20 protein-coding genes and 1 tRNA gene are annotated in these 20,276 nt (G+C 71.7%); 7 read left to right on the top strand and 14 right to left on the bottom strand.

Annotated elements, in window-relative coordinates:
- Positions 1 to 3 precede the first annotated feature (3 nt).
- Positions 4 to 1,050, bottom strand: a complete 1,047-nt coding sequence (locus N912_RS0139460; protein ID WP_028926767.1) for an SDR family oxidoreductase — start codon at positions 1,048 to 1,050, stop codon at positions 4 to 6.
- A 71-nt stretch (positions 1,051 to 1,121) separates the two neighbouring features.
- Here N912_RS0139460 and N912_RS0139455 point away from each other — a divergent pair, with 71 nt between their 5' ends.
- Positions 1,122 to 2,018 carry a LysR family transcriptional regulator gene (locus N912_RS0139455; RefSeq protein WP_028926766.1) on the top strand — a complete coding sequence of 299 codons (897 nt, stop codon included), beginning with the start codon at positions 1,122 to 1,124 and terminating at the stop codon, positions 2,016 to 2,018.
- A 7-nt stretch (positions 2,019 to 2,025) separates the two neighbouring features.
- Here the strand turns inward: N912_RS0139455 and N912_RS0139450 are convergent, their stop codons facing one another.
- Positions 2,026 to 3,006, bottom strand: a complete 981-nt coding sequence (locus tag N912_RS0139450; RefSeq protein WP_028926765.1) for a right-handed parallel beta-helix repeat-containing protein — start codon at positions 3,004 to 3,006, stop codon at positions 2,026 to 2,028.
- Positions 3,007 to 3,263: 257 nt separating this feature from the next.
- On the opposite strand from N912_RS0139450, the gene N912_RS57485 reads away from it, so the two are divergent.
- Entirely contained in the window at positions 3,264 to 3,668 is a 405-nt protein-coding gene (locus N912_RS57485) for a MarR family winged helix-turn-helix transcriptional regulator (RefSeq protein ID WP_245645758.1), read from the top strand.
- On the opposite strand, the gene N912_RS0139440 is transcribed toward N912_RS57485, so the two are convergent.
- The 6 genes from N912_RS0139440 to N912_RS0139415 all read right to left on the bottom strand — a co-directional run bounded on the left by N912_RS0139440 (position 3,665) and on the right by N912_RS0139415 (position 9,165).
- Entirely contained in the window at positions 3,665 to 5,008 is a 1,344-nt protein-coding gene (locus N912_RS0139440; protein WP_245645764.1) for an amino acid permease, read from the bottom strand. The two genes, N912_RS57485 and N912_RS0139440, sit on opposite strands and share 4 nt — an antisense overlap.
- 300 nt (positions 5,009 to 5,308) lie before the next feature.
- Positions 5,309 to 5,623 carry a hypothetical protein gene (locus tag N912_RS0139435; RefSeq protein ID WP_028926763.1) on the bottom strand — a complete coding sequence of 105 codons (315 nt, stop codon included), beginning with the start codon at positions 5,621 to 5,623 and terminating at the stop codon, positions 5,309 to 5,311.
- Positions 5,624 to 6,439: 816 nt separating this feature from the next.
- Positions 6,440 to 6,513, bottom strand: a tRNA-Leu gene (locus N912_RS0139430).
- 208 nt (positions 6,514 to 6,721) lie between these two features.
- On the bottom strand, positions 6,722 to 7,354 hold the full coding sequence (locus tag N912_RS0139425; RefSeq protein ID WP_028926762.1) for a response regulator: 633 nt from the start codon (positions 7,352 to 7,354) through the stop codon (positions 6,722 to 6,724).
- Positions 7,351 to 8,184: a sensor histidine kinase gene (locus N912_RS57480; protein ID WP_037068960.1), complete on the bottom strand. Its 834-nt coding sequence runs from the start codon at positions 8,182 to 8,184 to the stop codon at positions 7,351 to 7,353. Before N912_RS57480 ends, N912_RS0139425 begins: the two co-directional genes overlap by 4 nt.
- Before the next feature lie 99 nt (positions 8,185 to 8,283).
- Entirely contained in the window at positions 8,284 to 9,165 is an 882-nt protein-coding gene (locus N912_RS0139415; RefSeq protein ID WP_028926761.1) for a LysR family transcriptional regulator, read from the bottom strand.
- A 127-nt stretch (positions 9,166 to 9,292) separates the two neighbouring features.
- Between N912_RS0139415 and N912_RS0139410 the strand changes: the two genes are divergently transcribed.
- Both N912_RS0139410 and N912_RS0139405 read left to right on the top strand, forming a co-directional pair.
- Positions 9,293 to 10,273: a threonine ammonia-lyase gene (locus tag N912_RS0139410; protein WP_028926760.1), complete on the top strand. Its 981-nt coding sequence runs from the start codon at positions 9,293 to 9,295 to the stop codon at positions 10,271 to 10,273.
- A gap of 117 nt (positions 10,274 to 10,390) precedes the next feature.
- A complete protein-coding gene (locus tag N912_RS0139405) occupies positions 10,391 to 11,206 on the top strand; it encodes a Bax inhibitor-1/YccA family protein (protein WP_028926759.1) in 816 nt (271 codons plus the stop codon).
- Between the two features lie 112 nt (positions 11,207 to 11,318).
- Here N912_RS0139405 and N912_RS0139400 read toward each other — a convergent pair whose 3' ends face one another.
- From N912_RS0139400 to mca, 4 genes are all read right to left on the bottom strand, one after another.
- Positions 11,319 to 12,539 (bottom strand): acetyl-CoA C-acetyltransferase, encoded by a 1,221-nt coding sequence (locus tag N912_RS0139400; protein WP_028926758.1) that lies wholly within the window; start codon positions 12,537 to 12,539, stop codon positions 11,319 to 11,321.
- Positions 12,540 to 12,626: 87 nt separating this feature from the next.
- Positions 12,627 to 14,642 (bottom strand): thioredoxin domain-containing protein, encoded by a 2,016-nt coding sequence (locus N912_RS0139395; protein ID WP_028926757.1) that lies wholly within the window; start codon positions 14,640 to 14,642, stop codon positions 12,627 to 12,629.
- 36 nt (positions 14,643 to 14,678) lie between these two features.
- Positions 14,679 to 14,951, bottom strand: a complete 273-nt coding sequence (locus N912_RS0139390; protein WP_028926756.1) for a hypothetical protein — start codon at positions 14,949 to 14,951, stop codon at positions 14,679 to 14,681.
- A gap of 76 nt (positions 14,952 to 15,027) precedes the next feature.
- Complete coding sequence (mca, locus tag N912_RS0139385) at positions 15,028 to 15,909, bottom strand: mycothiol conjugate amidase Mca (protein ID WP_028926755.1); 882 nt, start codon at positions 15,907 to 15,909, stop codon at positions 15,028 to 15,030.
- 483 nt (positions 15,910 to 16,392) lie between these two features.
- On the opposite strand from mca, the gene greA reads away from it, so the two are divergent.
- Complete coding sequence (greA, locus tag N912_RS0139380; RefSeq protein ID WP_028926754.1) at positions 16,393 to 16,881, top strand: transcription elongation factor GreA; 489 nt, start codon at positions 16,393 to 16,395, stop codon at positions 16,879 to 16,881.
- A gap of 4 nt (positions 16,882 to 16,885) precedes the next feature.
- Here the strand turns inward: greA and ilvA are convergent, their stop codons facing one another.
- Positions 16,886 to 18,088: a threonine ammonia-lyase gene (gene ilvA / locus N912_RS0139375; RefSeq protein ID WP_028926753.1), complete on the bottom strand. Its 1,203-nt coding sequence runs from the start codon at positions 18,086 to 18,088 to the stop codon at positions 16,886 to 16,888.
- Between the two features lie 83 nt (positions 18,089 to 18,171).
- Here ilvA and N912_RS0139370 point away from each other — a divergent pair, with 83 nt between their 5' ends.
- Together N912_RS0139370 and N912_RS0139365 are read left to right on the top strand one after the other, a co-directional pair.
- Positions 18,172 to 18,420 (top strand): hypothetical protein, encoded by a 249-nt coding sequence (locus tag N912_RS0139370; protein ID WP_037068958.1) that lies wholly within the window; start codon positions 18,172 to 18,174, stop codon positions 18,418 to 18,420.
- A gap of 320 nt (positions 18,421 to 18,740) precedes the next feature.
- Positions 18,741 to 19,898, top strand: coding sequence for a cystathionine gamma-synthase (locus N912_RS0139365; RefSeq protein WP_028926751.1), 1,158 nt, complete (start codon positions 18,741 to 18,743; stop codon positions 19,896 to 19,898).
- Between the two features lie 5 nt (positions 19,899 to 19,903).
- Here N912_RS0139365 and N912_RS0139360 read toward each other — a convergent pair whose 3' ends face one another.
- A complete protein-coding gene (locus tag N912_RS0139360; RefSeq protein ID WP_028926750.1) occupies positions 19,904 to 20,149 on the bottom strand; it encodes a hypothetical protein in 246 nt (81 codons plus the stop codon).
- Positions 20,150 to 20,276: the final 127 nt, after the last annotated feature.

Genomic DNA, 20,276 nt, shown 5'->3' with positions numbered 1-20,276 from the left:
GGGTCACGGGATGACCTTGCGGCGGCGGAACTCGTCGAAGATGTCGTAGAACATCCGCTCGGTGTCGACGAACTCGTGGAAGCCGAAGCGGCGGGCCTTGGAGCCGTCGGCGATCACGTCGTAGTCCCAGCCGAACACCGCGTCCCCGAACGGCCAGGACGAGACCTCGCGGTAGCCGTACTTGAGGTCGTGGCGCTCGGACATGCGCTGCCAGAGCGGCTCCTTGTCGGCCATCACCTCGGTCAGGCTCATGGGCAGCGGCGGGGCCACCGGGAGCCCGAACCAGTCGCCGATCTTCGGCCACATCTCCGACCAGCGGAACAGGTCGCCATTGTTGATGTTGAACGCCTGGTTCGCGGCGGAGGGTGCGGTGGCCGCCCAGACCGCGGCGTGCGCGAGCAACCCGGCGTCGGTCATCTCCAACAGCGCGTCGTAGGCGCCCGGCTTGCCGGGGAAGCGCAGCGGCACGCCCAGCTCCTTGCTGATCGAGGCGTACACCGCGATCACCATGGCCAGGTTCATCGGGTTGCCCAGCCCGAACCCGCACACCACCGACGGCCGCAGCGCCGACCAGGTCCACGAGCCGGAGCGCTGCTCCAGGAAGTCCTGCTGGCTGATGTTGAACTCCGGCGGCAGGTGGCCGGGGTCGGACTCGCGCGCGGGCGTCTTGAACGGGCCGAGGTGCGCGCCGTACACCTTGTAGCCCTGCATCAGGCTCACGTGGCGCAGCCCCGGCGCGGCGGCCTCGATGCCGTCCACGGCGTTGACCAGCATGTTGACGTTCGGTTCGACCAGCTCGGACCAGCTCGGACGGTCCTGGTAGGCGGCGTAGAAGATGTGCGTGGCGTCTTTCAGCTCGCTCAGCGTGGCCTTGCTCGCGGCACGGTCCAGCAGGTCGACGCTCAGGTGCTGGACCCGGTCGGTGGGCTCCGCGCCCCGCCGGGACAGGCCCACCACCCGCCAGCCGTCCAGGCTCGACAGGTGGTCGACCAGGGTGCGGCCGATCACGCCCTGCGCGCCGACGACCACCGCGACGTTCTCATTGCTCATGTTTTCGAGCATCCGCGCGCCCCCATGAGAAGTCCAATGCATGGATGTGCTCGCAGGCATAGATTGTGTGCATGCTCAACCTGCGGCAGCTGGAGTACCTGGTCACCGTGGTCGACACCGGGTCGTTCACGAAGGCGGCGGCGTTGTTGCACGTCAGTCAGCCCGCGCTGTCGCACCAGGTGCGGGCGCTGGAGCGGCGGGTGGGAGGGCCGCTGTTGGAGCGGCTGCCCAGGGCCGTGCGGCCGACGGCGATGGGGCGGGCGATGCTGCCGCACGCTCGGGCCGCGCTCGCGGACGCCGGGCGGGCCGGGCAGGCGGCGCGGCGGGCCGGCGGGCTGGAGTGCGGCGAGCTGGACGTGGCCACCATCTACTCGGTGAGCCTTGGCGTGCTGCCGCCGGTGCTGCGGGCGTGGCGGCGGGCGCATCCGGACGTGCACGTGCGGCTGCTGGAGTTCCGGCATGCCGACGAGCTGCGGGAGGCCATGGACGCGGGCCGGGCGGACGTCGCGGTCGGGCCGGTGCCGCCGGAGTGGGACGGCACCGTCCGGGAGATCGGCACCGAGGAGTTCGTGCTGGTGCTGCCCCCGGACGATCCGATATGCGCGAACGGTTCCCGGGTGAACCTACGGGAGCTGGCCGACCGGGGCTGGGTGCACTACGCGCCAGGTCACGGCCTCGCCGAGCTGCTGGACAGGGCCTGCGCGGCCGCCGGCTTCACCCCGCGCGCCGCCGTACGCACCGAACAGACCGCCACCGCGCCGGTGCTCGCGGCCGCCGGCCTGGGCCCCACCCTGACCCCGTCGAACGTCATCCCCGCCCGCTTCGACGGCGCGCTGCGCTGGACGGACCCGCCGATCACGCGCGTGCTGGCCGGCTACACCCGAGGTGGCGCGGATCCGCTCGCCGCCGCCTTCCTGACCGCCCTCACCGAACACGCCAGCCCCGCCGCCGGCCGCGCCTCGGCGTGAGCCGGGGTCACGGGCTTCCGCCGGGGTCCGGGCCCTTGTAGCCGGGCCGCGAGGAGCCGTCGATGCCGACCTCGAACTTGATGCTCGGCCTCAGCTTGTTTCCGCTGACCTTCGCGCCGGTGCTCTTGTTCTGCAGGGCCAGCGCGTGATGGATGGGGCCGGCGATCTCGTTGTTGCTGAACACGACGTTCTGCACGTCGTCGATCTGCAGGGCCTGGGCCGCTCGGTTGTCGCAGTAGTTGTTGACGAACCTGATGTCGGCGGTCGCGCCGACGCCGCTGCCGTCGCCGGCCAGGCTGTTCGGGCCCTCGGCGATCAGGCAGGTGTTGTCGATGTCCTCGCAGCGGTTGCTGTCGATGACGACCCGCTGGCTGGCCGGGTGGTCGCCGTCGGTGGCGAAGGTCTGCATGCAGTCCGCGTGCGCGCGGATGTTGCGGGTGTTGCGCATGGTGTTGTGTTTGATGGTGATGTCGCTGCCCCAGAACCGCAGGGCGTCGCCGTCCTCCTGGCGCGGGCTGATCGAGGTGGAGTTCTCCACCGTCAGGTGCCGGCCGGTCAGCTCGATGCCGGGCGCCTCCGCGTTCATCGAGTTGAGGCCGGAGATCGTCACGTAGTCGGCCTTCACGGTGATGCCTTTGACCGACGTCGTGCCGTCGCCGACGACCTGGATCGGGGCCTGCGCGCTGCCGGACTGGTCGACGGTCAGGCGGGTGCTGCCCATGTCGCCGAACACGCAGATCTTGCTGCCGGGGCGGGCGGCGGACACGGCCTGGGTCATGGAGTTGGCGTCCAGCGCGGTGCTGGTGCAGCCGGTGGGCCTGGCCAGTGGGCGGATCGCGCCCCGGTTGTCGGGGGAGGTGGTGGGCACCGGGCTCTGCGACGCGGGCGGCGGCTTCACGATGGGGGCCGGGGCGCTACACCCGGCGATCACGGCGGCGAGGACGGTGACACAGACGGCAACGACTCCGCGCCGGTTCAGCTGGCTCAATGCGGTCTCCGAAATCCATCAGCCGATACACGGCGGGCCTCCGGGCGGAGGCTACTGAAGTACGGAGCGTGAGCGTAGTTGGATACTGAGAGTGGCTGATAAACGGTCGGTGGACGCCCATCCCGGTACCAGACTCGGGGCGTGGTGTGCCAGCGATTTGCCGGGCGTGGTTGAGTTGTCAGGTGGGTGGTGCCTTACAGCCGGACGGTCCCGGTGAACTCCCTGCTCCCCCCGAGCTGCTGGCCGCACCTGGCTACGTGGTTCGGCGGTTGCACCAGGCGTACCTGGCCGCCTGGGTGCGGCTGGTGGACGCCACGCTCACCGGCCCGCAGTTCGCGGTGCTGACCGCCGTGAACGCCTATCCCGGCGCCGAGCAGGGCTCGCTGGCCAGGGCGGTGGCGCTGGACCGCTCCACCATGGCCAGCATCGTGCGCCGCCTGGAGGACCGGCGGCTGATCACCCGCGAGACGCCGCCCGAGGACGGCCGCAAGCGCCTGCTCTACCTGACCGAGGCCGGCGCCACCACGCTGCGCACCGCCGGCCAGCGGGTCCACGAGCTCGAGACCATGCTGATGAGCGGCTACCGGCCCGACCGCCAGGACGCCCTGTTGCGCGAGCTGACGGCCCTGTCCGAGAGCTGGGAGGCGCTCACGCCCGACTAATGATGGTGCGCCGCGCCGTGCTTGCGGATCTCGTGCACCCGCTTGCGGGCGGCGAACCAGCCGACCACGAGCAGCACGACGATCACCGGGATGCCGGAGACGACGATCTTGCCGGTCTCGCCGTTGAACCAGGTCATGGCCAGCACCACGAGCAGGAACCCGAGCGTGAGGTAGTTCGTGAACGGCGCGCCCGGCAGCCGGAACGCCGGCCGCTCGACGAAGCCGCGCTTGGCGGCCCTGAGCATGGCCAGGTGCGCGATCATGATCATCGACCACATGCCGATGATGCCGACGGCGGAGAACTCGGTGGTGATCTCGAACGCCTCGTGCGGCAGCAGCAGGTTGAGGAACACCCCGACCAGGTAGATGAACCCGGTGAGCAGCACGCCGGCGTACGGCACGCCGTGTGTGCTCATCCTGCCGAGGAACATCGGGGCCGAGCCGTTGAACGCCAGCGAGCGCAGCACCCGGCCGGTGGTGTAGAGCCCGGAGTTCACCGACGAGAGCGCCGCGGTGAGCACCACGATGTTCATGATCCCGGCCGCCGCCGGGATGCCCAGCTTGGACAGCACGGTGACGAACGGGCTGCCGGCCGAGGAGTACATCGCCGAGGGCAGCAGCATGACCAGCAGCAGCACCGAGCCGACGTAGAACACCGCGATCCGCCAGCCCACCGAGTTGACGGCCTTCGGGATGACCTTGCGCGGGTTGTCGGTCTCGCCGGCCGCCACGCCGACCATCTCCACGCCGGCGTAGGCGAACACCACGCCCTGCAGGATCATCAGCACCGCGAGCAGCCCGAACGGGAAGAACCCGCCGTGCTCGAAGATCATCTGCGGCCCGGTCTCGAAGCCGGGGGCGACCTCCCGGCGGCTGATCAGCACCACGATGGCGATCACCATGAACGCCACCAGGGTGGCCACCTTGATGAGCGCGAACCAGAACTCCAGCTCGCCGAATATCTTCACCGAGGCCAGGTTGACCGCGAGCACCACGCCGAGCGCGATCAGCGCCGGGATCCACTGGTCGAGGTTCGGAAAGAAGAACTTGACGTAGACGGCCGCCGCCGTGACGTCACCCATTCCGCTGCAGGCCCAGTTCAGGAAATACATCCAGCCGGCGAAGTAGGCGGAGCGCTCGCCGATGAACTCCCGGCTGTAGGAGACGAACGAGCCGGACGTCGGCCGGTGCATCACCATCTCGCCCATGGCCCGCACCACCAGGAACGCGAACGCCCCGGCCACCGCGTAGACCAGCATCAACGCCGGCCCGGCCGAGTGCAGCCGGCCGCCGGCGCCCAGGAACAACCCGCTGCCGATCGCACCGCCGATCGCGATCATCTGGACCTGGCGGTTGCCGAGCTCCTTCTTGTAACCCTGATCCTCGAACACTGCTATATCAGTACGCGACTCGTACTGCGCAGAATCCTCGGCCTCAATCTCGGGTCTGGCCACCGTCGTCCCCCTTGACGGGCGCATGGTTGCGCTCAAAATCGCTGAAATGGATAAATCAGCTGGGCGCGGAGTTTAAGCAGCCGCGGACGGGGGCGTCCAGATTGCTTGAGAGAGACTTGAGAAAACCGCGGGGTGCGCCACCCGTTCGGTGGGCGGCGGTGGCGGTGCGCCGGGCTCGGCCGGTGCTCAGCCGTCCCAGTAGGCGGCCTGGAACGCGCCGACCTGGCCGGTGCCCATCGAGTCGACCTTCGCGATCCGGTTCTTGCGCTCGCAGGCGGGCGTGTCGTACAGCTCCAGCCGGGCGTCGGTCATGTTCTTGACCGGGCCGCTGCCGACCAGCGGGACGCATTTCCCGGACGGCGGGCTGGAGCTGGTCCGGACCTTTCCGTCACCCGCGGTGTAGGTGAAGCTCCCGGTCGCGGCGTAGGCGCTCGGGTGCGGTGCGAACACCGCTATCGCCCCGGCGGCCGCCACGGTACCGAGGAGGGCTGCGAACCTCACGCCACTACGCATGGTGATACCCCTAGTCCCTGACGTGTCCCACGAAGCGGTTGCGCGGCGACGGCGCGGCGAATGACGCGGTGACTATACCCACGTCCTGGCCGGGCCGCGCGGCGTGTTCAGGGGGCGGTTCGGCGCGGCCAGGGGCGTGCGGGCGGGCGCGGTGGGGTCGGGTGCGGGCCGGTCGGTCCGGGTAGCTCGATCGAGTGAGCACGGTGTGCGCCGGTGGGTCTGCGTGATCGGCGCGGACGGGTGGTCAACCCATTCTGAGCGGCCTTTTCGGTGGCGTGTCGCGATCGGTCGCATTCGAGGTTTCACAATTGTCTGGGTGGCCGGTTCGGGGTCCGGCGCGGTGGCCGTGATGTGGCCGTGACCTCGGATATCAAGCTGTTGAGTGGCCGGTTTCGAATGGTGGCGTTACGTGCCTGATTGTCGCTGTTGAATGGCTTTGTGCGGTATTGGTTCGGGCTCCTGCTCGGCTCGTGGGACGCGGCTGTCGAGGGGGTGTCCGGGGAGTCGGCCACCGGGGTCACCGAGCCGTCTGCCGGCCCGGGCGAGGCGGGGACCGGGCGGTCGGCACGCTCTGGCCGGAATGTTGGACGGGTTCGGCGTGTCGCGGCGTGTCGGATCTGATGATCGGGATCGGGGATGGGCGGAGCCGGCGCGGATACCCGGCAATAGTGGTGATGCTCACATGCCGGAGGCGCTATTCGGCCGGGTCCGGTGACGTGGCTAACCCCGCCCCGAGTGTTGCGACAAGATCAATAACTCGTTGTGTCTGCGCAGGTAAAGGCGCCTTTACAGGCGACTCTCGGGTGCCCCCGGTGGGAGTCGAACCCACACTGCGGCCCTTTTAAGGGGCTTGCCTCTGCCGATTGGGCTACGGGGGCTAGCCGTAGAGGGTACGGGGTCGCCCGATCGTTGTGTAAAAAACACTGAACAAGGGGGTCGGTGGTAGCGCTGCGTGCACGGCCGTCCGCGAAGTGTCACGAGTTGGCGGCATCGCCGTGGGGACGGCCGAGCGGATGGGCGTCGGACACGGACACGCCGTCGGCCGGATGAAGATCACCCGGGTAGGTGAGCGGCGGTCGTCGCGGGTCAGATCAGCTGGGCTCGCCGGGCGACCGCGAGCGCCTCGATCCGGCTGCGCACGCCGAGCTTGGTGAGCAGGGCCTTGGTGTAGCCCCGCACGGTGCTCTCGGTCAGGAACAGCTCCTGGGCGATCTCCCGGGTGGACCGGCCGAGCGCGAGCGCGCACAGCACGTCGTACTCCCGGGGGGACAGCGGATCGACCACCGGCCGGCCGGGCTCGCCGCCCCTTGCCGCCGCGCGCTCGCCGCGTAACCGGGGGTCCAGGTAGCCCTCGCCGGTGTCGAGCAGCGTGCGCAGCGCGGTCACCAGGTCGCGGCCGTCCTTGAACACGGCGCCGTCCGCGCCGGCCCGCAGCGCGGCCAGCACGGGTTCGTTCTCCTCCGAGGAGGTGTGGATGAGCACCTTGCAGCCCGGCGCGGCGGCCTTCACCGAGGCGGAGGTCTCCGGGCTGAACCGCCCGCCCATCCGCAGGTCCAGGATCACCGCGTCCGGGCGCAGCTCGCGGGCCAGCCGGACGGCGGCTCCCGGCTCGTCGGCCTCTCCGACCACCCGCAGGTCCGGATGCCCGGCCAGCAGGTTGCGCACCCCGTCCAGCACCACGGGGTGGTCGTCGACCACCAGGATCCGCCGTTCGGTCATCGCGCCTCGGCCGGCCGGGGCAGCTCGACCCGCAGTTGGGTGCCTCCGGCCATGTCGCCGGCCATGTCGCTGTCGACGTCGCTGTCCGGGGCGCGGCGCAGGAGCACGGACCCGCCGAGGCGTTCGACCTGTTCGGCCATGGAGGTGAACCCCCAGTGGTGGCCGTCGGCGGGCACCGCGCGCGGCTCGAACCCGTCAGGGAGGCCTCGGCCGTCGTCCTGGACGATCATGGCCAGCCGGTCGGGCTGGTAGTCCAGCGTGACGACCACCAGGCCCGCGTGCGCGTGTCGCTCGATGTTGAACAGGGCCTGGCGCAGGCAGCTCAGTGCGACGCGTTCCACCGGAGGCGCGAGGTGCACCGGGCGGCCGCGCACCAGCAGGTCCGCGCTCACCCCGGTCCGGTCGGTGAAGTCGTCGAGGTCGCGCTGCGCGGCGGTGGGGACGGTGTCCGACGCCGATGTCGGGCCGCACGCGCTGATCACGCCGCGCACCCGCTGTTGTGCCTCCTGGAGCTGCTCGGCGATGAGCCTGAGGGCCTCGCGCAGCTCGGCGGGGTCGTCGGGGTGCAGGTCGTGGGCGCGGCGGGCTCTGGCGGCCATCGCGAACAGCAGTTGGCTGACGTCGTCGTGCAGCGCGCCGGCGATGCGCTGGCGCTCGGCGCTGACCTTCAGGTCGACGTGGTCGATCTCGGTGGTACGGCGTCGGCGGCGGCCGCGGCGTTCGGTGGTCGCGCTGGTGCCGAAACCGCCGTGCTTGAGCGCGCCGGTGAGCTGGGCGAGCGCCCGATCGACGGTACGCGCCGTGGTGGACCGATCACGCAGCGCCGTCATACCCGGTTAACGAGCCGCTGGCCAGCGCGGTAAGGCCAACCACTCGAAAGTAGGAGCGTGCACCGAGGTACCGGGGTCGGTCGCGATCCGTGACCGCTGTCAGGGGTTGGTGAGGGCGGTGGTGAGGGCGGTGGTGAGGGCGAGGACGGCGGGTGGGTCGGGTGGGCGGCCGTAGCGGGCGAGCAGGACGCGGCGGGTGGTGCCGGTGAGCTCGGTGGTGCGGACGCCGGGGTGGCGGTAGGCGCGCAGGGCGAGGTCGGGCAGGACCGTCATGCCCAGGCCGGCGGACACCAGGGCCTGGGTGGCCACGTAGTCGTCGGTGGTGAAGCGGATTCGGGGGGTGAAGCCGGCCTGGGCGCACAGCCAGAGCAGGTGGTTGCGGCAGCGCTCGCAGCCGGCGATCCAGTCGGCGTCGGCGTGGTCGGGCAGGGTCGCGGGCCAGGGGTCGGCGGCGGGGCCGACCAGGTGCAGGGCCTCGTCGTCCAGGGGGTCGAGGCGCAGGTCGGTGTCGGCGTCGACGGCCTCGGGGCTGTGGTGGAAGACGACGGCCGCGTCGACGTCGCCGGAGCGGAGCATGGACAGGGCTTCGGGGGGTTCCGCCTCGGTCAGTTCGAGGGCGAGGTGCGGGTGGGTGGCGCGCAGGCGGGCGGCGGCGGTGGGCACGATGGTGCCGAGCGCGGAGGGGAAGGCGGCCAGGCGGACCCGGCCGGTGCGCAGGCCGGTGTGCTCGTCCAGCTCGGCGCGCGCGGCATCCACCCGGCCGAGGATCTCGGTGGCTCGGGCCGCGAGCATCCGGCCGGCGTCGGTCAGCCGCACGCCCCTGCCGACCCGTTGCACCAGCACCGCGCCGGTCTCCGCCTCCAGCCTGGCCAGGTGGTGGCTGACCGACGGCTGTGCGTAGTGCAAGGCGGCCGCCGCCGCGGTGACCGACCCATGCTCCGCCACGGCGGCCAGCACCCGCAACCGCGTCAAGCTGAACATCCGTCGTCCCGTCGGCTCGTCGCATAACAATACAGCGCTGCGTTGTATTGTTGGGGTGTACGTATCGATCCCGTCTATGTGTTCTAGAACGTAGTGGCATTGGATTGATGTGTCGATCGTGGCCACCATGGACGGCGTGGACATCGAGGACGTTCGAGCCGCCGGGCGAGCCATCGCGGGGCATCTGGAGCCGACGCCGGCATGGGGGTCACCGGCGCTGGACGAGGTCACCGGCGCGCGGGTCGTCCTCAAGCACGAGGAGGTCCAGCCGACCGGGGCGTTCAAGGTGCGCGGCGGGCTGAACCTGCTGGCCGGGATGGCGCCGGCGGAGCGCGCGCGGGGCGTCGTCTCGGCCTCCACCGGGAACCACGGCCAGTCGCTGGCGTACGCGTCGGGCGCGTTCGGCGCGCGGTGCCGGATCGTGCTGCCCGAGCCGGCGAACCCGACCAAGGTGCGGGCGCTGCGCGGGTGGGGCGCCGAGCTGGTGCTGCACGGCGAGACCATGGAGGCCGCCTCCGCGCACGCCCGCGCGCTGGCCGAGCGGGACGGCGCCCGGTTCGTCCATCCCGCCGACGAGCCCGCGCTCATCGCCGGCGTCGGCACCCTCTACCTGGAGCTGCTCACCGCTCACCCGGACCTGGAGTACCTGTTCGTGCCGGTCGGCGGGGGCAGCGGGGCGGCGTCCGCGTGCCTGGTGGCCGCCGCCGTCGCACCGGGCTGCCGGGTGATCGCCGTGCAGAGCGCCCGCTCGTGCGCCGCGCACGACTCGTGGCGGGCCGGCGAGCTGCTCGAACGGCCCAACCGGACGGCACTGGAAGGCCTGGCCATCGGCGCCGGGTACGCCACCACGCAGGCCGTCCTGCGCCGGCACCTGTCCGACTTCGTGCTGGTCGACGACGATGCGGTGCGCGCCGCCCAACTGCTGCTGCTCACCCACGCGCACACCCTCGCCGAGGGCGCCGGCGCCGCGTCGCTGGCCGGGCTGCTCGCGGTGGCCCCCAGGTTGGCGGGCGCGCGGGTGGGCATCGTGATCACCGGTGGCAACGCCTCGCCGGCCGAGCTGGCCGCCGTCCTCGCCGCCTCGCCCGCCGAGGAGCCCGCCGCCTGACGCCGGTGGGCCATCCTCGCGGATTTCGCTGGCCCGGGGAACCGACCGCCTGGTAGATGCGTTAGGGGGGTGAGGGCCAGCTACGGCCCGTCTACGGGTTCCGCGAGGAGGACCAGGGTGCGCACCAGTAGTAACCCCGCGTTCCGCAACTTGCCTTCGGGCTCGGGCGGCTACGCCGGATTCGACGACCGGCTCGGTGGCGCCGCCGGGGGTGCGGCAGCGTATGGCCACGCGTCCGGCCCGGCCGGGCTCGACCGGGCGCAGGACACCGAGCGACCGATCACCGTCGACGACGTCGTCACCAAGACCGCGATCACCGCCGGCATCGCGCTGGTCGCCGGCGTTCTCACCGTGCTCAGCGGCATGTACTGGCTGGCGCTCCCGGCGTTCATCGTCGGCTTCATCGTGTCGCTGATCGTCATCTTCAAGCAGAGCAGCAACCCGGCCCTGGTGATCACCTACTCGGCGGCCATGGGGGTGGCGCTGGGCGGCATCACCGGCGCGCTGGAGTCGGCCAGCAACAGGTACGCCGGCATCGGGTTCCAGGCCATCGTCGGCACGTTCGGTGTCTTCGTCGGCATGCTGGTCGTGTACAAGACCGGCGCGGTGAAGGTGACGCCTCGGTTCACCAAGATCCTGATGGGCGCCATGTTCGGCGTCGTCGGCCTGATGCTGGTGAACTTCATCGTCAGCTTCTTCACCACCGGCGGCATCGGCATCCGCTCCGGCGGCCCGCTGGCGATCATCTTCAGCCTGGTGGTCATCGGGATCGCGGCGTTCATGCTGCTGCTCGACTTCGACCAGGCCGACCAGGCCATCCGCGCCGGGCTGCCGGCCAAGACCGCCTGGTACATCGCGTTCGGGCTGATGACTACCCTGGTCTGGCTGTACCTGGAGATCCTGCGGCTGCTCAGCTACCTGCGGCAGGACTAGCACCACCCGCGGCACAGTCCGCACCTGGACCGCCGGGTCCCCCTCCCCGGCCGGCGACGCCGCGAGCGCCTCCCTACCCGGTGGCGCTCGCGGCGTTCGTATTTGAGTGCTGCTAGCTCAGGCGCTCGATCACCATCGCCATGCCCTGGCCGCCGCCCACGCACATGGTCTCCAGGCCGATGCTCTTGTCGTGCGTGCGCAGGCCGTTGATCAGGGTGGTGGTGATCCGGGCGCCGGTCATGCCGAACGGGTGGCCCAGCGCGATCGCGCCGCCGTTGACGTTCAGCTTGTCCTCCGGAATGCCCAGGTCACGGGCGGACGGCAGGACCTGGGCGGCGAACGCCTCGTTGATCTCGACCAGGTCGATGTCGTCGATGGTCATCCCGGCGCGGCCCAGCGCCTGCTTGGACGCCTCCACCGGGCCGAGGCCCATGATCTCCGGGGACAGCGCCGAGACGCCGGTGGAGATCACCCTGGCCAGCGGGGTGATGCCGAGCTCGGACGCGAGCGTGTCGGACATGACCACCAGCGCGGCGGCACCGTCGTTGAGCGGGCAGCAGTTGCCGGCCGTAACCCGCCCGTCCGGCCGGAACACCGGCTTGAGCCCGGCCACCGCCTCGTAGGTGACGCCGGGGCGCGGGCCGTCGTCGGCCTCCACCACCGAGCCGTCCGGCAACGTCACCGGGGTGATCTCGCGGGCGAAGAAGCCGTCCGCGATGGCCTTCTCGGCCCGGTTCTGGGACAGCACGCCGAAGTGGTCCATGTCCTCGCGGCTGACGTCTTTGTACCGGGCCACGTTCTCGGCGGTCTGGCCCATCGCGATGTAGACGTCCGGCAGCAGCTCGTCCTCGCGCGGGTCGTGCCAGGCGTCCGCGCCGTTCTCGGCGGCCTGCTGGGTACGGGCGGCGGCGTCGGCGAACAGCGGGTTCTGGGTGTCCGGGTGCGAGTCGGAGTTGCCCTTGGTGAACCGCGACACGGTCTCCACCCCGGCGGAGATGAACGCGTGCCCCTCGCCGGCCTTGATCGCGTGGAACGCCATCCGGGTGGTCTGCAGCGAGGACGAGCAGTACCGGGTGATCGTGGTGCCCGGCAGGTCGTCGTACCCGAGCAGCACGGCCACCGCCCGCGCCATGTTGAACCCGGACTCACCGCCGGGCAGCCCGCAGCCCAGCATCAGGTCGTCCAGCCGGCTCGGGTCGAGCTGCGGGACCTGGTTCAGGGCGGCGCGGACGAGCTGGACGGTCAGGTCGTCCGGGCGGATGCTGACCAGCGATCCCTTGAACGCGCGTCCGATCGGTGACCGGGCGGCGGCGACGATCACGGCCTCGGGCATGGCGGAGCCTCCTCGTGTCACGGCGGCCGCTCGACCGACGCGGCCTACCTCTGAACCCTACTGCCGGGTAGGCGTCCGTGCGCGTGCTCAGGTGAGGGCGGCGGCCAGCTCGGCCTCGGTGGTCACCGGGCGGTCGCAGACGAACCCCCGGCACACGTAGGCGGCGGGCGCGCCGGACACCAGCGGGCGGTCGGCCAGCAGCGGCACCCCGGGGGCGTCCGGCTCGCCGGCGACCACCACCGTGCCGCCGGGGGCGACCCGCTGCGTATAGGTACGCAGGGCAAAGCGGCGTTCGTCGTCCTCCGGGCCGACCACCGCGACCTGCAGCGGCCCGCGCGCGGCGGCCTCGGCGACGGACAGCCACTGGCCGGCGAACCGGGGATGCCGCCCGGCCAGCGCGCCCACCGCCGCCACCGCGGCCGCGCTGGCCTCGGCGAACCGTCCCGACGATGCCGGCGCGGCGAGCACCGAGGCGGTGAGCAGCGCGCCGGCCAGCGCGGACGCGCCGGACGGGGTGGCGCCGTCGGTGAAGTCGCGCGGACGGTGCAGCAGGGCCTCGGCGTCGTCGGCGGTGTCGAAGTACGAGCCGGGGGTCTGCGGGTCGGCGAAGTGGGCGAGCGCGGTGTCCAGCAGGCCGATCGCGGCGTCCAGCCAGCGCGGCGCGCCGGTGGCCTGGTGCAGCGCGAGCAGGGCGTCGGCCAGGCAGCCGTAGTCCTCCAGCACGCCGGCCGCCGCGCCGACGGCCCCGTCCCGGGACGAGCGGCGCAGCCGGCCGTTCTCCAGGTGCCGCTCCAGCAGCAGCGACGCCGCCGAGGCCGCCGCGTCCACCCAGTCCGGCCGGCCCAGCGCGCCGCCCGCCTCGGCCAGCGCGGCGATGGCCAGCCCGTTCCAGGCGGTGACGACCTTGTCGTCGCGGGCGGGTTGCGGGCGCTGCGTACGGGCGGCGAGCAGGGTTGCGCGCACCCGTTCCCAGCGGGCCGGGTCGTCCGGGTCGGCGAGTAGTTGCAGGGTGGACGAGCCGTGCTCGAACGTGCCGGCCTCGGTCACGGCGAGCAGGGCGGCCGCCCAGGCGCCGTCGTCGTCGCCGAGCGCCTCGCGCAGCTGGGCCGGCGTCCAGGCGTAGGTCAGGCCCTCCACGCCGTCCGTGTCGGCGTCCAGCGCGGAGGCGAAGCCGCCCTCGGCGGTGCGCAGGTCGCGCAGCAGGAAGGTGGCGGTCTCGTCGGCGATCCGGTGCGCGAGCGGGGATCCGGTGCGGCGGGCCAGGTGGGCGTACACCCGCAGCAGCTGGGCGTTGTCGTAGAGCATCTTCTCGAAGTGCGGCACCACCCACGCCGCGTCCACGCTGTAGCGGGCGAAGCCGCCGCCGAGCTGGTCGTACATCCCGCCCCGGGCCATCCGCTCGCAGGTCAGCTCGACCATGCGCAGGGCGTCGGGCGAGCCGGTGCGCTCGTGGTGGCGCAGCAGGAACTCCAGGGTCATGGACGGCGGGAACTTCGGCGCGCCGCCGAACCCGCCTCGGTCGCCGTCGAACTCGCCGGCCAGCGCGGCCACCGCCTCGTCAAGGTCGCTCGGGCCGAGGGCGGTCGGCGGGAGGTTGGCGGCGGCCGAGCCCGCGAGGCGTTCGGCGATCTGGCCGGCCGCGTCCCGGACCCGCTCGCCGTCCTCGGTCCACGCCCTGCTCACGGCCGCGAGCAGCTGGCGGAACCCGGGCATGCCCTGGCGCGGCGCCGGCGGGTAGTACGTGCCGCAGTGGAACGGTTCGCCCGACGGGGTGAGGAAACAGGTCATCGGCCAGCCGCCGGCGCCGGTCATGGCCTGGGTGGCCGTCATGTAGACGGCGTCGATGTCCGGGCGCTCCTCGCGGTCGACCTTGATCGCGACGAACTCGGCGTTCACCTGTTCGGCGGTCGCGTCGTCCTCGAACGACTCGTGCGCCATGACGTGACACCAGTGGCAGGCGGCGTACCCGATGGACAGCAGCACCGGCACATCGCGGCGGCGGGCCTCCTCGAACGCCTCGGGGCACCACGGCCACCAGTGGACCGGGTTGTCGGCGTGTTGGAGCAGGTAGGGGCTGGTCGAGTCCGCGAGCCGGTTGGGCATGCCTCCAGGGTGGCAGCTCCGAGCACCGGCTGCCGGCTACGACCCGGAGTCGTCCTTGCCGCCGGCCCCGTTCTTGGCGGCGTTCGGCTTGTCCTCCGTGGGCTCCCCGGCCGTCGGCTCAGGTGTCTCGTCCTCACCGTTGAACGTCTTGGGCACCTTGCGCAGATGCTTGTTCATCGACCGGATCAGGAACACCAGCGCGACCGCCATCAGCAGGATCACCACCAGCCCGACCGGCGACGACGCGCCGAACTCCGGCCCCTGCGGCGGCTTCGGCGGATCCTGCGCGAGCCACATGCTCACACTCATGCTGTAACACCTGCCTCGCTTCGCTCGGCGTGCAGGGCATTCGCATTGGTCCCGCTGGGCACGTTGCGTTGTGGGCTCATGCCGAGACACGCTCCCTGACGCCGGCGAACAGGTCGTCCTCCGGGATGGTCTCGCCGACCAGCGAGCGCACCAGCTCGTAGTCCTCGGTCGGCCAGATCTGTCGCTGCAGCTCCAGCGGGACGCCGAACCAGCGGCTGGTCGGGTCGATCTGGGTGGCGTGCGCCTTGAGCGCCTCGTCCCGCACCGGGAAGTACTCGCCGCACTCCACCCGGGTGGTCACCCGATCGGCGGGATCCGCCTTGTCGTCCGACCAGTTCTTCAGCCATTCGGTGTACGGCGACTCCAGCCCGGCGGCCAGCATCGCCTCGTGGAACGCGATCATCCGCTTCCGGGAGAAGCCGTGCGAGTAGTACAGCTTGAGCGGCTGCCAGGGCTCGCCGAGGCCGGGGTAGCGGTCCGGGTCGCCGGCCGCCTCGAACGCCGCCACCGAGATCTGGTGGCAGCGGATGTGGTCCGGGTGCGGGTAGCCGCCGTTCTCGTCGTAGGTGATGATCACGTGCGGGCGGAACTCGCGGACCACCGCGACCAGCGAGCCGGTCTGCTCGTCCAGGTCGCCGACGGCGAAGCAGCCCTCCGGCAGCGGTGGCTTCGGGTCGCCCTCGGGCAGCCCGGAGTCGACGTAGCCGAGCCAGCGGTGCTCGACGCCGAGGATCTCCGCCGCCCTGGCCATCTCGGCGCGCCGGATCTCGGTCATGTTGGCCAGCACCTCGGGCCGGTCCATGGCCGGGTTGAGGATGCTGCCGCGCTCACCCCCCGTACAGGTGACGACCATGACCTGGTGACCGTCCGCGACGTAGCGCGCGCAGGTGGCCGCGCCTTTGCTGGACTCGTCGTCGGGATGGGCATGCACGGTCATCAGACGAAGGGGCTCGACCATGTCCTCTTTCCTCGTTCTCAGTCACCGCCGCGCCGCGAGCGGTCCGGTGTCCACACCATTGTCCCGACGCCACCGACAATCCCGAACCACAGGTCCAACCATCGAACTGACCCGTTTGTTCCCGCCGCCGGTCGTCGTGTCACATCACCCACATCGGTCACAGACGGCGGCGATCTGGCAACGACTATTGCGCCGGGCGTCGCGGGGGAGTGGGGTCGTCTCTGACCAGGCTCGTCTCTAGATCCTCTCGGCTGGCCGGGTTCCCAACGACCGGCACGCCTCTCAGATTCGGGAACTTCACCGTGACGTCGACCGTTCGTCGAAAGACTGCGCCGAACGGTTGGGCGGCGTGTTACCGTTGCCGTCGCACGGCCCGGCGTCGGGTCGTGTTTTTCCATCTCAGGGCCGTGTGCCCTGAACGGGCGGCCCGAAGGATGACCGACCCGCAAACCGCTGGTCCGGAAGGCTGGAGGAGTGATGACCGTGACCGAGATCCAGGTGACCTGGCTGACCCAGGATGCCTACGACCGGCTCAAGCATGAACTCGATGAGCTGATCGCCAATCGGCCGGTTATCGCTGCGGAAATCAACGCGCGGCGCGAAGAGGGCGACCTCAAGGAGAACGGCGGATACCACGCCGCCCGCGAGGAGCAGGGCCAGCAGGAGGCCAGGATCCGGCAGCTCCAGGAGCTGCTGCGCACCGCCAAGGTCGGCCAGGCGCCGACCGAGACCGACGTGGCGGCGCCCGGCATGGTGCTCACCGTCCGCTACGACGGCGACGACGAGCCGGAGAAGTTCCTGCTCGGCTCCCGGGAGGAGGGCAGCCACGGTGACCTGGAGGTTTACTCTCCGAACTCGCCGCTCGGCGCCGCCATCCTGGGTGCCAAGGTCGGCGAGACCCGCCAGTACCAGCTGCCCGACGGCGGCACCATGAAGGTGACCTTGGAGGCCGCCGAACCGTTCCGCGCCTAGCCCGTCAGGCGAGGTGGACCTGGTGGCCCGCCGCGCGCAGGGCGTCTATGACCTCGACACGGTGGCGTGGGCCTCTGGTTTCCATCCGGAGGGCCACGTCCACCTCGCCGAGGGCCAGGGCGCCTGAGATGCGGGTGTGCTCGACGTCCAGGACGTTGCAGCCCAGGTCGCCGATGAGGGTGAGCAGGTTGGCCAGCGCGCCGGGGCGGTCGACCAGGCGGACCCTGGTGGACAGGTAGCGGCCGGCGGCGGCCATGCCGTGTTGGATGACGTGCAGCATGAGCAGCGGGTCGACGTTGCCGCCGGAGATCACGCAGACGACCGGGGGCTCGAAGCGCTCGGGCTCGTCCAGCAGGGCGGCGATGCCGGCGGCGCCGGCCGGTTCGACCACGAGCTTGGCCCGTTCCAGGCAGTGCAGCAGCGCGCGGGACAGGGAGTCCTCGCTGACCGTGAGGACCTCGTCGACGTGGGTGGCGAGCAGCTCGAACGGGACGTGGCCGGGCTGGGCCACGGCGATCCCGTCCGCGATCGTGGGGCGGGTGGGCGCCGTGACGGGCTGGCCGGCCGCGAGCGAGGCCAGCCAGGCGGGCATCTCGGCGGCCTGCACGGCGATCACGCGAGCGGTGGGTACGAGCGCGCGCAGCGCCACGGCGACGCCGGCGGCCAGCCCACCGCCGCCGGTCGGCACCAGCACGGTGCGCGCGTCCGGGGCCTGCTCAGCGATCTCCAGGCCGACGGTGCCCTGGCCGGCCACCACGTCCGGGTGGTCGAACGGGTGAATGAAGTGTGCGCCGGAGCGCTCGGCGAACTCCTCGGCGGCGGCCATGGCGTCCATCAGCCCGGCGCCGACGAGGCGGACGTCCGCGCCGTAGCCCCGGGTGGCGGCCACCTTGGGCAGCGCCGCGCCGCTGGGCATGAACACGGTGGCGTGCATGCCCAGCAGCTGGGCGGCCAGCGCGACGCCCTGCGCGTGGTTGCCGGCGCTGGCCGCGACCACGCCGTCCTTGCGTTCGGCCTTGGACAGCCCGTGCAGCCGCACGTACGCGCCACGGATCTTGAACGAGCCGGTCCGCTGCAGGTTCTCGCACTTCAGCTCGACGCGCCCGCCCACGGCCTCGCTCAGCGCGCGGGAGTGGGCCATCGGCGTGCGCCGGGCGATGCCGTCCAACAGCGCGGCGGCCTCCCTGATGTCGTCAAGACCCACCATGGGGGCATCCTCGCACCGGCAGCGGGTAGCCTCGAGATCAGCCGCACCCGCTACGGTGTGCCGGCGTGATCGGGGAGGGACGTATGGCGGGGCCGAAGATCAGCGGCACACGCTGGTCGGTCGCGGTCTCGCTACTGGTCGCCGCCGCGATGGCCACCATCGCCTTCATCACCGTCCAGCAGGCCGGCTGCCACAACCCCGGCCACTACGTAGCCCGAGGTGACGGCTACGAACTAGTCGGCGGCTGCATCGAACCCGACGACCTCCCCGTCGCCCCCGACCCCACCCCGACGGCGCCCGCCTCCGACGCCCGCTCCCCCCTCCGCCCGTAAACCCCTCCGCGAGTCGGGCGTCTGGGCACACCGAGTCGGGCGTTTGAGCACACCGGGTCGCGGGATCTCCGCCGCGGCGCTCACCGGTTCGGGTGTCCCGGCGTGGCGAAGTGACGTGTTTCACTCCGGCGAGCCGGAGACCTAGGGCGCGGAGTCGCGGCGTCACAACCGACGAGCCCGGTCACCGGCCCTGACGAGCGGCAGCGGCTCGGCCCGTCCCGGTTTCCGGACACCGGAACGACGGTCGCGAGGCCCCGGCCGGGCCGGGGAGCGGGCGCCCGCGACCCGTCGAGCTCCGGCCGAGGCGTACCGTCGCGGCCGTGAACGGCTTTTCCACCCGCGCGATCCACGCCGGACAAGATCCCGATCCGACCACCGGATCGGTCATCCCGCCGATCTACGCCACGTCGACGTACGCCCAGGACGGCGTGGGCGGCACCCGGGGCGGCTACGAGTACTCGCGTACCGCCAACCCCACCCGTACCGCGCTGGCGGAGTGTCTGGCCGCGCTCGAGGGCGGCCGGCACGGGCTCGTGTTCGGCTCCGGCATGGGCGCCACCGACACGCTGCTGCGGGTGGCGCTGCGCCCCGGTGACCACCTGCTGATCCCGCACGACGCGTACGGCGGCACGTTCCGGCTGGTGGACAAGGTGCTCAGCCACTGGGGGCTGGCGCACACCGCCGTCGACCTGGGCGACCTGGACGCGGTGCGCGCCGCCCTGCGCCCGGCCACCCGGATGATCTGGTGCGAGTCGCCGACCAACCCGCTGCTCGGCATCGCCGACATCGCCGCGCTGGCCGACATCGCGCGCACCGCCGGCATCCGGCTGGTGGTGGACAACACGTTCGCCTCGCCGTACCTGCAGACCCCGCTCGCGCTCGGCGCGGACGTCTCGCTGCACTCCACCACGAAGTACGTGGGCGGGCACTCCGATGTGGTCGGCGGCGCGCTGGTCACCGACGACGACGAGCTGGCCGAGGCGCTGGCGTTCACCCAGAACTCGGTGGGCGCGGTGCCAGGGCCGTTCGACGCCTGGCTGACCCTGCGCGGGCTCAAGACGCTCGCCGTGCGCATGGAGCGGCACTGCGACAACGCCGAACGGGTGGCCGCCGCGCTGGTCAGCCACCCGAAGGTCACCCGGGTGTACTACCCGGGGCTGCCCGAGCACGCCGGGCACGAGGTCGCCGCGAAGCAGATGCGGCGGTTCGGCGGGATGGTGTCGTTCCAGGTGGCCTCGGACGCGGAGTCCGCCGCCGACCCGGCCTCCGAGGCGCTGCGGGTGTGCGCGGCGACCCGGTTGTTCACCCTCGCGGAGTCGCTGGGCGGTGTCGAGTCGCTGATCGAGCACCCCGGTCGGATGACGCACGCGTCCACCGAGGGCTCGGCGCTGGAGGTGCCGGCCGACCTGGTGCGGCTCTCGGTCGGGATCGAGGACGCCGACGACCTGGTGGACGACCTGCTGGAGGCCCTGGGCTGACCCGTTCAGCCGGTGGGCTCCTGGTCGCGGTGCGACCACCTGTCGTGCGCCCACCCGGCGAGCACCACCCCGGCGGCGGTCAGCACCACGAGCACGGCCAGCCGGCCGATCCACCCGCCGGGGACCCAGCCGAGTGCGCCCCACAACTGGACCGAGGCGTGGTCGAACAGGGTGCGGATCGCGGCCTGGGCGAACACCACCGTCGCCACCATGCCGAGGATCTGCAGCCCGATGTAGCCGCCCTTGTTCATCACGTTCTCCGTTCGAGGTCGGTGTCGATCTCCGGTCGGGGAGGAGTCTCGCCGGGCGGCGCGCGCGGGCACATCGGCCCGAGGCCTCGAACCGCCCCCGACCGAGGTTGAGGACGGGTACTCGACC

The organism is Actinospineispora acaciae DSM 45401, assembly GCF_000620785.1.
In the GTDB taxonomy this organism is placed as follows: domain Bacteria; phylum Actinomycetota; class Actinomycetes; order Mycobacteriales; family Pseudonocardiaceae; genus Pseudonocardia; species Pseudonocardia acaciae.
This window is presented reverse-complemented; position numbering and strand designations above follow the sequence as displayed.